Genomic DNA, 12,095 nt, shown 5'->3' with positions numbered 1-12,095 from the left:
CTGTGTGGGGTGCGGGGATCAGTACGGGCGCTGCATGCGCCGGCGCCACCACGCGAAGGCGGTCCCGATCAGCAGGATCCCGGCCGCGCCGGAGGCGGCCGAGCCCGCGATCAGCACGGTGTCGTCCGAGCCGCCCGAGCCGGAACCGGCCGGCTGCAGGGCGTCACCGAGCTGGCTGCGTACGTCCGCACCCGCGGTCGTCCCCTTGGCGAGCGCGCCGCGCGAACCCGAGGTGGGCTGGGCGACGTACGGGAAGTACTTCTCGAACTTCTTGTCGTTCTTGTCCACCGCGTCGCCCAGGTCGTTCTTGGAGCCGACCAGTTCGCCCTCGACGACCTGCAGCGCCTCGTCGATCACGTCGTCGGTGAGCCGGCGGCCGTTCGGGAAGCCCGCGTTGTCACCGTCCAGCACACCGAGCCGCTTGGGATGCATGGTCGGCTTGATCGAGGTGTTCAGCCGCAGCTGCTCCGAAGGCTTCACGTTCGGCGGCTGGTTGAGGCCCTTGACGCCCTTGAGGAAGACGTCGACCAGGTCGTTGCGCGGCTCGGCGGGCGCCTTGATCTTGTAGATCCCCTCGATGAGCTTCGGCAGCTCGGGGTTGGTGACGTTCTTCAGGAACTGCGCGTCGTACCAGGGCTGGGACGCGTTGAACTTGTCCTTGTCCTTCTGCGGGTTGACGACCTCGTTGACCAGCGGGTTGCCCAGGCGCGACACCTGCGTGTAGTAGCCCTGCGCGTTCTGGCGCTGTGTGGTGGACCAGATGCCGACGATCGGCTGGTGGGACGACTCGCGTATCAGGTCGTTGGGGACCTGCAGCGCGATCGTGTTGACGTTGTAGCCCTTGAGCGTGTCCCGGCCGACCTCGGTGAGGTTCCCGCCGTACAGCAGGTCGAAGACCCGCAGGTCCAGGAAGAACGGGTCGTCGGCCTGGCCGGCGAAGGTCGCGGCACCGCCCGCCGTCTTGTACACGGCCTGGCTGCGCAGCTTGCCGTAGTCCGGCATGGACGCCTTGCCCACGTTCGACGGTGCCACCGGTACGTCGTCCGCGAGCTTCGTCTTCGACATCACGTGCTGGTTCTTCAGCCGGAGCAGCTCGATGTCGTACGTCTGCGTGACGTTCAGGTCGGGATCGTCCAGGCTGGTGACCGGACCGGTGTTGTACAGGAACGTGTTGCCGTTCTTCGTGTGGGTCTTGAAGGTGTAGCGGAACACCAACTCGCCCTGCGCGTCACCGTTGTTGTCGATGTGGAGGTCGTACTGGGCGTCGTCCGCGAACGTGAAGAAGTTCGGTCCGCCCGCCGGTTCCTCGAACGGGATCCAGTTGGCCACGATCGTCGTCGTGTCGGGCTTGTCCGGGCTGACGAACGCGTACAGGTCCGTGTTGTCGTACTGCGGGGTGCCCGAGATCAGCGGGGCCTCCCGGTGGGAGGAGGCGGAGGCCTCCCCGGGTGCCAGCGTGGCGACGCCCGCGGCCGCGAGCCCTCCGGCGGCCAGTGCCCCGCAGATGAGCGCGACCAGGCCCGAGCGCCCCGCTCCGCTCCTGGAGATAAGAGGTGTCATGCCGTCCGTCCTCCGTGCCTACTTGCCTTTGACGGACGGGTATACGGAGCGGACCCGCCGATCGGTTTGGTCGGACGGGAAAAAACTTTTCCCGATCCGGGACCCGCGTTTTCGGCCCGCTGATCCGTAACTTCTCGGGGAGGTGTGTGCGGTGCGGATGCGCGGTGCGCGAGGAAGGGCCGGCTGCGGCCAGGGAGAGGGGGCCCGGATGGCGGCCGACGAGCTGCTGGTGCTCGTGGCGGGCGGCGACCAGAGGGCGTTCGAGGAACTGTACGCACTGGTGTCCGGACCGGTGTACGGGCTCGTACGGCGGGTGGTGCGCGACGCCGCCCAGTCCGAGGAGGTCGCCCAGGAGGTGCTGCTCGAACTGTGGCGCTCCGCCGCCCGGTTCGACCCGGCCCGGGGCAGCGCCCTGTCCTGGGTCCTCACCCTCGCCCACCGCCGCGCCGTCGACCGGGTGCGCAGCGCCCGCGCGGCCGGCGAACGCGAGCAGCGGGAGGCGCTGCGGGCCGGGGAGCCCGCGTTCGACCAGGTCGCCGAGGAGGTGGAGGCGGGCCTGGAACGCGAGTGGGTGCGCCGCTGCCTGAACCGGCTCACGGCGCTGCAGCGCCAGTCGGTGACGCTCGCCTACTACGACGGCTACACCTACCGTGAGGTCGCCGAGCGGTTGTCACTGCCGCTCGGTACGGTCAAGACGCGGATGCGTGACGGACTCACCCGGCTGCGCGAATGCCTGGGAGGTACCGCATGAGCATCCTCGGCCGGCTGCTGGGCCGCGAGGACCTGCACTCCCTCGCCGCGCCCTACGCGCTCGACGCGCTGGAACCCGGCGAGCGGCGCCGCTTCGAGAAGCACCTGCGGGGCTGCGACCGGTGCGCCGCCGCGGTGCGGGACCTGGCCGAGGACGCGGTGCGCCTCGCCTGGTCCACGGCGGCCCCGGCGCCCGCCGCCCTGCGCGACCGGGTGCTGGCCGCCGTCCGCACCACCCCGCAGGATCAGGTGCCGGGCCGGGAGCGCGCGCCCCAGCTGCCGCCCCACGTCTGGGGCGCCCAGCCTCCGCCGGGACGCGCGCGAACGCCCCGGGCGCGCCCCCTCTTCGTGCCGCTCGCGACGGCCACCGCGGCGGCGGCCCTCGTCGTCGCCTCCCTCTTCGCGGTCCAGGCGAACCGCACTCAGGACCGGCTCGACGCGGAGCAGGCCCGGGCACGTGAGATCGCCCACGTTCTCGCCGCGTCCGACGCCCGCGCCACGAACAGCGAGGACGGGCAGGGCCGCAGTATCGGAGTGATCGCTTCCGCGTCGAAGGGGGAAGCCGTCGTCACCCTCAGCGGATACGGCGCCCCGGCCGGCGGGCGCGTGCACCAGCTCTGGCTCATGCGCCCCCGTGTGCAACCGCGCTCCCTCGGGCTTTTCGCGGGCGACACGCCCTTGGTCGCGAAGGGGCTCGAGAAGTCCTCGACGTCACTCGCCGTAACCGTCGAGCCTGACGGAGGGTCAGCCCGGCCCACCGGTCAGCCCATTGTCCAACTCACCCTGAAATCGGTCGGATTCGGAGAGTAGTCATCGAAGGATGGTCAACCGCCTTGTGGGGAAGGTGAATCCTGTGGCCGAGATACACGCGTGCCCCACCGGGGCGATAGGGTTACCCTGCCCGGGCCGGGTGGACTCGTACGGGTGGGGAGTGACATGGAGCAGATAACAGTGCGCAGCAGGGCCAGGGTGCCTGCGATCACCTGCGGGAGCAGCGCGACCAGTTCGCGGCTCGACCGCCATCTGTCGGTACTGGGCGGGCCCGCCATACCGCAGCGGGAGACGGTCGAGGCGACCTCGCTGATGCGTGAGCTGACGGCCCGCGACGCGGTGCACGAGCGCAGCGACCGGGGTACCCGGGTCAGGCGTGTCTCGCTCTTCGCGCCACTGCGCAGGCTGCGCCGCTCGCTCTTCGGCGGCCACTGAGCACTCGCCCGCTCACCCAGCGGTCACCGAGTACCCTCACCGCCCACCGTCACCGAGCAACCGGCGCCCCCGGAACACTGTCCGGGGTGCCCGTGCTCAGGTAGCCACACCGTCCCGGCGTAGCGCTGCGATCTCGTCGCCCGTCATCCCCACGGCACGCAGCAGCGCCTCGGTGTGCTGCCCGAGCGCGGGCACGTCGCCCATCCGCGCCTCGTCCCCGCCCGGCAGTGTGATCGGAGGCAGCAGCGCCTTCAGTGGCCCGACCGGCGACCCCACCTGACGCCACCGCTCCCGGGCCGCCAGCTGTGGATGCTCCGCCAGCTCGTGCAGATCCCTCAGCCGTGCGCAGGCGATGCCCGCCTTCTCCAGCCGGGCCAGCGCCTCCTCGGCGTCCAGCACCGCCAGCGCGCCCGCGACCAGCTCATCGGTCCGCTCCCGGTGCGCCACCCGTGCCGCGTTCGTCGCGTATGCCGGATCCGTCCCCAGTTCCGGGCGGCCGATGACGTGTTCGGCCAGCCGCCGCCACTCCCGGTCGTTCTGCACCGACAGCAGCACCCGCCCGCCGTCCGCCGTCGCATAGGCGTCGTACGGCGCGATGACGGCGTGCGCGAGCCCGGTACGGGCAGGGGGCTCGCCGCCGTGCATCGCGTGGTGCAGCGGATGCCCCAGCCACTCGGCGAGCGCCTCCAGCATGGACACCTCCACCGGGCCGCCCCGCCCGGTCGTGCCGCGCCGGACGAGGGCCGCCAGCACCCCCGAGAACGCGTACATGGCCGCCGCGATGTCCGCCGCCGGAACCCCCGCCTTGACGGGCTGCTCGGGCGTCCCCGTCACCGAGACCAGTCCGGCCTCGCACTGCACCAGCATGTCGTACGCCCGCTTGTCCGCGTACGGGCCCGAGCCGCCGTAGCCCGAGATGTCCACGGCGATCAGCCGCGGGTGCGCGGCGCACAGCGTGGCCGCGTCGAGCCCGAGCCGGGCGGCGGCCCCGTTCGCCAGGTTCTGCACGAACACGTCCGCGTCCGCGACCAGCCGCCGTACGACGTCCAGGCCGCGCGGGTCCTTCAGGTCCAGGGCGAGGGACTCCTTGCCGCGGTTGCACCACACGAAGTGCGAGGCGAGTCCGGCGGCGGCGGTGTCGTAGCCGCGCGCGAAGTCGCCGCCGTCGACCCGCTCCACCTTGATGACCCGGGCGCCCAGGTCGGCGAGCTGCCGGGTCGCGAAGGGCGCGGACACGGCCTGTTCGACGGCGACGACGGTGATGCCCTCCAGGGGCAGGGGCAGATGATCCATGGCCCGGATCATGTCCCGTGACCGGCGGGTTTGTCAGTACCCGGTCACCGTTCCGCGTGGGCGTACCGGCGCACGGCGAGCGGCAGGAACACCGCGGTCAGGGCGAGGCTCCAGGCGAGCGACCCGGCGACGGGGTGGGCCACCGGCCAGGCGGCGCCGTCCGGGACGGGCGCGTTGCCGAAGAGGTCCCGCAGGGCGGTCGTCACGGCGCTGATCGGGTTCCACTCGGCGAGCGTGCGCAGCCAGCCCGGCAGGTTGTCCGTCGGGATGTACGCGTCGGACAGCAGCGGCAGCACGAAGGAGGAGGCGCCGAGCTGTCCTGCTGCGTCCTCGCTGCGGGTGAGCAGCCCGAGGAAGATCCCGGCGCAGGTGCAGGCGAACCGGAAGAGCAGCAGCAGTGCCACGGCCCCCGCGGCCTCGAGCGCGGACCCTTCGATCCGCCAGCCCACCGCGAGCCCCACGAGCAGCAACGGCACGGTGCCGGCGGTCGTGACGACGAGGTCGGCCACGGCCTGTCCGAGCGGTACGGCGGCCCGGCTCACCGGCATCGTGCGGAACCGGTCCATCACGCCCCGGTGGGTGTCCTGGGCGGCCTGGAACATGCCGGTCATCAGCCCGCCGGCGGCCGTCGCCACGAGCAGTCCGGGCACCAGGAAGGAGCGGTACTCGCGCCCCGGCATGGCCAGCGCGCTGCCGAACACGTAGCCGAAGAACAGCAGCATGTTGACCGGCATCATCTGGGTCAGGATCGCCAGGCCGGGGTTGTTGCGGACCCGGCGCAGCTGCCGGCCCGTCATCGCGAGTCCGTCGTGTGCCAACGCGCTCATGCGGCAAGCTCCTCGCTGTCGGTGGGCTCCCCGGTGAGCCGCAGGAAGACGTCGTCCAGGGTGGGTGGGCGGATGCTCGCGTCCAGCAACGGCACGCCCGCCGCGTCGAGTTCGCGCACCAGGCGCGGCAGGGTCAGGGTCGGGTCGGTGGTGACCGCGCCCACCGCGTTGCGCTCGCGGTCGAACACGGGCTCGCCGCCGGTGAGCCGGTCGAGTACGGCCGCCGCCTTCGGCAGCGCGTCGGTCTCCGCGACCACCGCCTGCGCGAACGACCCGATGACCGCCTTGAGTTCGGCGGGCGAGCCGGTGTGCGCGACCCGCCCCCGGTCCACCAGTGCGATGTCGTCGGCGAGCTGATCCGCCTCCTCCAGGTACTGCGTGGTCAGCAGCACCGTCGTCCCGTCCCCCCGCAGCTCGCGCACCGCCTGCCAGATGCGGGCGCGGCTGGCGGGGTCGAGTCCGGTGGTCGGCTCGTCCAGGAAGAGCACGTCGGGACGGCGGATCAGGCTCGCGGCGAGGTCCAGCCGGCGCCGCATGCCGCCCGAGTAGCCGGCGGCCCTGCGGTCCGCGGCCTCGGCCAGGCCGAACCGCTCCAGCAGTTCGTCGGCCCGGGCGGCCGGCCCGCGCACCCGGTGCAGCCGGGCGAACAGCCGTAGGTTCTCCCGGCCGGTGAGATCCCCGTCGACCGAGGCGTACTGGCCTGTGACCCCGATCCGCCGCCGCACGGCCGCCGCCTCCCGTACGAGATCGTGCCCGGCGATCCGCGCCGAGCCCCCGTCCGGCCGCAGCAGCGTGGTCAGCAGCCGCACCGCGGTCGTCTTGCCCGCCCCGTTCGGACCCAGCAGTCCGCAGACCGTGCCCTCGGCGACGGCCAGATCCAGCCCCCGCAGGGCGTGCACGGCGCCGAAGCGCTTCTCCAGCCCCTCACTAAGTACACCGTACGTAGTAGTCATGGGGCGACCATAACGCATTACGTACGGCGTACGTAACTACGATGGTGACCGAGGTGATGACCGATGGCAGTCCGAGGGGCCGTACCCGAGGTGATCTGGGCGCGCCCCGAGCGCACCGGCCGGGGGCCGAAGCCGGCGTACACGCGCGACGACATCGCGGCCGCCGCCGTCCGGATCGCCGACGCGCAGGGGCTCGACGCCGTGTCCATGCGGCACGTCGCGGCCGAGCTGGGCTGCGGCACCATGTCGCTGTACAACTACGTCCCCCGCAAGGAGGACCTGTACGAGCTGATGGTGGACGCGGTCAGCGCGGAGCACGTCCCGTGGGAGCCGAGCGGCCACTGGCGGGCCGACATGCTCCGGGTCGCCCGGGAGACGCGCGCGCTGCTGCGCAGGCACCCCTGGATGCCGCGCCTGATGTCCCCGGTGTACGGCTTCAGCCCGCACGCCCTGCGCTATCTGGAGCACTGCCTGGCCTGCCTGGACCCGCTGGAAGCGCCGTACGGGACCAAGCTGGAGCTGATCGCGATGCTGAACGGCATGGTGACCACCTACGTCCGCAACGAACTCGACACCGCGGAGCGGGTACGGGCCCTGCCGTGGTCGCAGGACGAGGAGAACGCGGTGCGCATCGCCTATCTGGGCGGCCAGATCGCCTCCGGCGCGTATCCGAGGATGGCCGCGGCGTTCATGGAGGACGCGGGGCCGATCGATCTGGAGGCGGTGTTCGAGCGGGCGCTGGAGCGGGTGCTCGACGGGTTCGCGCCGCGCTAGCGTGCCGTGTCCCGGACGACCGGCGCGCGCAGCCCTGGGCCGCCGTCAGAGCAGCGCGAACTGACCGTCCGGACCCTCCTCGTGGTGGTCCAGGACCGAGGCGGGACGGCGGCACGGCCCGGGTACCGGAAGGACGCCCGCCTCCCGCAGATCGCTCGCCGTGACCGACGACGTCACCCGCAAGCCCGTCCGCAGGGGCCGCAGTTCCGCCAGCAGGGACAGGATCGTGATCAGCTCCAGCAGCTCCGACGTCCAGGCCTGCGGCCAGGTGGCCGGGCGGATCGCCGCCAGGGTGCCCGGCTCGGCCGCAGCGGTGCGGACCGCGAACCAGGCCTCCAGGACCCGGACTCCGGCCACCTCGTGGTCCCAGGCCTCCGGCGGGACGGGGGAGATGCGGCCCTCGTCGAGGTGGAGGGCCTCCTCGGCGCGGTCGTAGTGGAGCGTCCCGGGCCGGCTCGGCAGGGGTGCGCGGACGTAGGGGCGGCGGCCGCCCGGCAGCTTGGGGCGCTCGCCGTCGCGGCGCATCAGCCAGAGCATCCGGCGGCCCGACTCCACGCCGGAGGACCACAGCGACGGGTCGTCGGTGAGCGGGACGGTGAGGTCCGGGCGGACCGTCGCCAGGATCCAGGCCAGCGCGTCCGGCGCCGCGACCCGGTCGCCCAGGCGGGCGGACAGGTGATCCAGCAGGCCGGGAGCCAGGTTCGGCTCCCGGCCGCCGGGGCGGCGGTGAAGCGGGCGGATCCGGCCGGCGCGCAGCGTGGGCAGGAGCGATGTCGCCAGCAGCGGAGCGTCGTCGTCGCCCGTCTCCACCGTGAACACCTGGTGCGCGTCCGCCACCCGCCACAGCTCCGGGCGGGCCGTGTCGATCAACCGGTGGTCCGGGATGAGCCACTGCTCGTCGAAGGGGGCCGCGAGGACCCGTACCGGCTCCGCGCAGGGCCCCTCGGCGCGCGCGAGCCGCCGCGTGCCGGCGGACCGGCCGGGCAGCTGGCCCACGGCCGAGGTGAGCGTGCGGGCGCGGGTCGGCTCGAACAGGGTCTCCCGGTCGGGCCCTTCGGCCTTCAGCAGGGCGTCCCAGCGGGCCTTCAGGGAGGCCGGGTCGGGTGCCGTCGGCCAGGCGCGGCCCGGCCGCAGCGGTGCGACGGACCACGGCATGAGGTCCGCCAGCGGCGGAGCGTCGTCGTGCGTCACGCAGGGCATCGTACGGCCTGGGCGGCACCCGGGATCAGGTCGCGTCCAGGGTGACGGTGAACGAGAAGCGGTCGCCCCGGTAGTGGATGACCGCAACATCCAGCACCTGGCCCTCGGCGTCGTACGTCACGCCCGTGTAGTGCAGGATCGGGCTGAGCAGCGGGACCTGGAGCAGCCGGGCGGTCTCCGGGTCCGCGAGCCGGGCCTCCACGGTGTCCGTGATGCGGCTGATGTCCGCCTTGACGACGTCCCGCAGCACCTTCGTCATCGGCCAGCGGACCAGGTCCTCCACGTCGATCCGCGCGGCGAGTTCGGGACGGATGTGGTTGACGGCGTGGTTGGTCGGCTCGCCCGTCTTCTCGTCGCTGCGCAGCCGGTGGTACGTGGCCACCTCCGCGAGGTCCGGGAAGAACTCGGCGATCCCGGCCGGCACCGGCGCCCGGCCGTGGTCCAGCAGTTCGGTCCGCATGCCGGACTGCTGGGCCACGATCGCGTCCACCGAGCCCAGCAGCCGCACGGGAGCCCCGCGCCGGACCCCGGGCTCGATGAACGTGCCGCGCCGCCGGTGCCGGCTGATCAGCCCCTCGTCCTCCAGTTCCTTCAGCGCCTGCCGCATGGTCAGCACGCTGACGCCGTAGTGCTCCGCCAGGCGCTCCTCGGTGGGCAGGCGCAGCGGGTCCTGGGGTGAGCGGCCGAGTATCGAGGCACGCAGCGACTGCGACACCTGATACCAGAGCGGCAGCTTGCGGTTCAGGACGATCGAATCGGGAGCGAAGGAGGTCACACGGCTATCCGTACCTGTCGGGACCCGTTCAGTGCAACGGAGCCGTCAATTCGCCCGGAAGTGACGCTCCAGCCCCTGCCACACGTCGTCGTAGCGCTGCTGGAGGTGGTCCGCACCGGCCGCGTGCGGAGTGAGCGTCACCGGCCAGCGGGTCTCGAACATGAACGCCAGCCCGTCGTCGACCTTGTGCGGCTTCAGCTCGGCCGCGCTGGCCCGGTCGAAGGTCTCCCGGTCCGGGCCGTGTGCCGACATCATGTTGTGCAGTGAGCCGCCGCCCGGCACGAAGCCCTCCGCCTTCGCGTCGTAGGCGCCCTCGACGAGGCCCATGTACTCGCTCATCACGTTCCGGTGGAAGTACGGCGGCCGGAAGGTGTCCTCGCCCACCAGCCAGCGCGGCGCGAACACCACGAAGTCGACACCGGCCAGGCCCGGGGTGTCCGACGGGGAGGTCAGGACCGTGAAGACGGACGGATCCGGGTGGTCGTAGGAGATGGTGCCGATCACATTGAAGCGACGCAGGTCATAGACGTACGGCACATGGTTGCCGTGCCAGGCGACCACGTCGAGGGGGGAGTGGTCGTAGGTCGCCGTCCAGAGGTTGCCGCAGAACTTGTTCACGACCTCCACCGGGCCCTCGACCTCTTCGTACGCGGCGACCGGCGCCCGGAAGTCCCGGGCGTTGGCGAGCCCGTTGGCACCGATGGGCCCGAGGTCGGGCAGCTGGAAGGGCGCCCCGTAGTTCTCGCACACATAGCCCCGAGCGGACTCGTCCAGCAGCTCCACACGGAAGCGCACCCCACGCGGAATCAGCGCGACGTGGGAGGGCTCCACGTGGAGCCGGCCGAACTCGGTGTGCAGCAGCAGCCCGCCGTGCTCCGGCACGATCAGCAGCTCGCCGTCGGCGTCCGAGAAGACCCGCTCCATCGAGGCGTCGGCGTGGTACAGGTGGACGGCCATGCCGGTGCGCTGCGTCACGTCGCCGTTGCCGCCCAGGGTCCACAGGCCCGCCAGGAAGTCCGTGCCGGCCGGCGGTTCGGGCAGCGGGTTCCAGCGCAGCCGGTTGGGGTCGGGCACCGTCTCGGTGAAGGGCGCCGTACGGATCGCGCCGTTGCCGGTGCGGGTGAACGCCGGGTGCGCGGCCGACGGGCGGACGCGGTACAGCCACGAGCGGCGGTTGTGCGCCCGCGGCTCGGTGAACGCCGTACCGCTCAGCTGCTCCGCGTACAGGCCGAGCGGCGCTCGCTGCGGCGAGTTGCGGCCCTCGGGCAGGGCGCCGGGCACCGCCTCCGAGGCGTGTTCGTTGCCGAACCCGGTCAGATACGACAGTCCCTCGGCGGTCTTCCGCGCGTCCGCGCTCATGCTCGCTCCCTTGCGATCCTGATTCCTATGTAACACCGTAGGAATGCGTGCGGCGGTGCGCAAGAGGGCCCCACGTACTCCACCTGGGGAACGAGGAGAACCAGACTTGAGGGGGATCCGGGGTGCCGGAACGCTGGCTTAGGCTCCGGATCATGTCGTGGACGCGCAGATCTCTGGTCGCGCTCGCGGCCTGCGTCCTGCTGCCGTGCGCAGTGGCGGGCTGCGGGACCGGCGAGGCGCACGAGCGCGGGAGTGCGCTCTCGCCCTCTCCGGTGGGCGAGGTGCTGGACGACACCGACGACACCGGCCGCCATCTGCGCGAGGTCGCCGGGAAGAACGCCCCGGAGGTCGGCGTCGAGGTGACCCCGGACGCCGGCGGCTGGGACGTCCGGCTGTCCTTCCGCAACTTCCGCTGCTCCGCGCCCGGCGCTGAGCCGACGGCGGTCACCGGGCGCGGGCTCGCCCACCTCTTCGTCGACGGCCGCCGGGTGGCCCGGCTGCGCCTGCCCGAGTACCACCTGCCCGACCGCCTCGTCGCGCGCGGCACCCACCATGTCACCGCGCGCCTGTACGCGGACGACGGCACCGTGTGGGCCGTGCGCGGCGAGCCCGTGCAGAGCACCGCCGACATCACGGTGTCGGACGCGGAGGCGGGGGCGGCGCAGCCCCCTACCGGGACCGAGACTCCTTTCGCCGGCGAGTGAGTGCAACGGCCACTCTTCTCCGTACTGTCGGGCGAGGTTCACCGGACCCCGGCGGAGAGGCATCATGAAGCCCGTGCCCCACGCGACATCCCTCCGCCGCGCGCCCGTCCAGCGGCGCAGCGCCGAACGGCTGACCAGAATCCTCGACGCGTGCGCCGAACTCCTCGACGAGGTCGGCTACGACGCCCTGAGCACCCGCGCGGTCGCGCTGCGCGCCGGCGTACCCATCGGCTCGGTCTACCGGTTCTTCGGCAACAAACGGCAGATGGCGGACGCCCTCGCCCAGCGCAACCTCGAGTGGTACACCGAACGCGTCACCGAGCGGCTGAAGGAGGCCCGCCAGGGTGACTGGCGGGCCGCGATGGACGCCGTCCTGGACGAGTACCTGGCCATGAAACGCACCGCGCCCGGCTTCTCCCTGGTCGACTTCGGCAACCAGATCCCGGTCGGAGCGCGCCGGGCCGAGCCGAACACCCGGGTTTCCGACCGGCTCACCAAGCTGCTCTCCGGCTATCTCGGCCGCACCCCCGACGAGGAACTGCGCCGGGTCTTCCTGGTCGCCGTGGAGAGTGCCGACAGCCTGGTCCAGCTGGCCTTCCGGCTGGACCCGCAGGGCGACGAGGCGATCATCGACGAGACGCGGGCGCTGCTGCGGGCGTACCTCGGGCGCGTGCTCGACTGAACCGCGCTCGAC

The 12,095-nt window shown here is 72.3% G+C and carries 13 protein-coding genes; 6 read left to right on the top strand and 7 right to left on the bottom strand.

Annotation, left to right across the window (positions count from 1 at the left end; genetic code table 11):
- Positions 1 to 18: 18 nt before the first annotated feature.
- The gene (locus ACZ5CW_RS13140) at positions 19 to 1,560 is read right to left on the bottom strand and encodes a DUF4331 domain-containing protein (protein WP_468600527.1); all 1,542 of its coding nucleotides are present in this window, start codon (positions 1,558 to 1,560) and stop codon (positions 19 to 21) included.
- Between the two features lie 208 nt (positions 1,561 to 1,768).
- Between ACZ5CW_RS13140 and ACZ5CW_RS13135 the strand changes: the two genes are divergently transcribed.
- The 3 genes from ACZ5CW_RS13135 to ACZ5CW_RS13125 all read left to right on the top strand — a co-directional run bounded on the left by ACZ5CW_RS13135 (position 1,769) and on the right by ACZ5CW_RS13125 (position 3,516).
- Entirely contained in the window at positions 1,769 to 2,311 is a 543-nt protein-coding gene (locus ACZ5CW_RS13135; protein WP_468600525.1) for a sigma-70 family RNA polymerase sigma factor, read from the top strand.
- Positions 2,308 to 3,120: an anti-sigma factor gene (locus tag ACZ5CW_RS13130; protein ID WP_468600523.1), complete on the top strand. Its 813-nt coding sequence runs from the start codon at positions 2,308 to 2,310 to the stop codon at positions 3,118 to 3,120. Before ACZ5CW_RS13135 ends, ACZ5CW_RS13130 begins: the two co-directional genes overlap by 4 nt.
- A gap of 126 nt (positions 3,121 to 3,246) precedes the next feature.
- On the top strand, positions 3,247 to 3,516 hold the full coding sequence (locus ACZ5CW_RS13125) for a hypothetical protein (protein WP_468600521.1): 270 nt from the start codon (positions 3,247 to 3,249) through the stop codon (positions 3,514 to 3,516).
- Between the two features lie 96 nt (positions 3,517 to 3,612).
- On the opposite strand, the gene ACZ5CW_RS13120 is transcribed toward ACZ5CW_RS13125, so the two are convergent.
- From ACZ5CW_RS13120 to ACZ5CW_RS13110, 3 genes are read right to left on the bottom strand one after another with little or no spacing between them, the layout of a single operon-like run.
- Positions 3,613 to 4,809, bottom strand: coding sequence for a CaiB/BaiF CoA transferase family protein (locus ACZ5CW_RS13120; protein ID WP_468600519.1), 1,197 nt, complete (start codon positions 4,807 to 4,809; stop codon positions 3,613 to 3,615).
- A gap of 44 nt (positions 4,810 to 4,853) precedes the next feature.
- On the bottom strand, positions 4,854 to 5,636 hold the full coding sequence (locus ACZ5CW_RS13115) for an ABC transporter permease (protein ID WP_468600517.1): 783 nt from the start codon (positions 5,634 to 5,636) through the stop codon (positions 4,854 to 4,856).
- A complete protein-coding gene (locus ACZ5CW_RS13110) occupies positions 5,633 to 6,589 on the bottom strand; it encodes an ATP-binding cassette domain-containing protein (RefSeq protein WP_468600515.1) in 957 nt (318 codons plus the stop codon). Before ACZ5CW_RS13110 ends, ACZ5CW_RS13115 begins: the two co-directional genes overlap by 4 nt.
- A gap of 63 nt (positions 6,590 to 6,652) precedes the next feature.
- On the opposite strand from ACZ5CW_RS13110, the gene ACZ5CW_RS13105 reads away from it, so the two are divergent.
- Positions 6,653 to 7,363, top strand: coding sequence for a TetR/AcrR family transcriptional regulator (locus ACZ5CW_RS13105; RefSeq protein ID WP_468600513.1), 711 nt, complete (start codon positions 6,653 to 6,655; stop codon positions 7,361 to 7,363).
- A 45-nt stretch (positions 7,364 to 7,408) separates the two neighbouring features.
- On the opposite strand, the gene ACZ5CW_RS13100 is transcribed toward ACZ5CW_RS13105, so the two are convergent.
- From ACZ5CW_RS13100 to hmgA, 3 genes are read right to left on the bottom strand one after another with little or no spacing between them, the layout of a single operon-like run.
- Positions 7,409 to 8,563, bottom strand: a complete 1,155-nt coding sequence (locus ACZ5CW_RS13100; RefSeq protein WP_468600511.1) for a type ISP restriction/modification enzyme — start codon at positions 8,561 to 8,563, stop codon at positions 7,409 to 7,411.
- 25 nt (positions 8,564 to 8,588) lie between these two features.
- Positions 8,589 to 9,338, bottom strand: coding sequence for a GntR family transcriptional regulator (locus ACZ5CW_RS13095; RefSeq protein ID WP_468600509.1), 750 nt, complete (start codon positions 9,336 to 9,338; stop codon positions 8,589 to 8,591).
- A 45-nt stretch (positions 9,339 to 9,383) separates the two neighbouring features.
- Positions 9,384 to 10,697, bottom strand: a complete 1,314-nt coding sequence (gene hmgA, locus ACZ5CW_RS13090) for a homogentisate 1,2-dioxygenase (protein WP_468600507.1) — start codon at positions 10,695 to 10,697, stop codon at positions 9,384 to 9,386.
- 152 nt (positions 10,698 to 10,849) lie between these two features.
- Here hmgA and ACZ5CW_RS13085 point away from each other — a divergent pair, with 152 nt between their 5' ends.
- On the top strand, positions 10,850 to 11,401 hold the full coding sequence (locus tag ACZ5CW_RS13085) for a hypothetical protein (protein ID WP_468600505.1): 552 nt from the start codon (positions 10,850 to 10,852) through the stop codon (positions 11,399 to 11,401).
- Positions 11,402 to 11,465: 64 nt separating this feature from the next.
- Positions 11,466 to 12,083, top strand: coding sequence for a TetR/AcrR family transcriptional regulator (locus tag ACZ5CW_RS13080; protein ID WP_468600503.1), 618 nt, complete (start codon positions 11,466 to 11,468; stop codon positions 12,081 to 12,083).
- The last annotated feature ends 12 nt before the right edge of the window (positions 12,084 to 12,095 follow it).

This window comes from Streptomyces sp. NPDC031379, assembly GCF_055569615.1.
The sequence above is the reverse complement of the archived record's forward strand: the minus strand, read 5'-3'. Positions and strand labels throughout refer to the sequence as shown.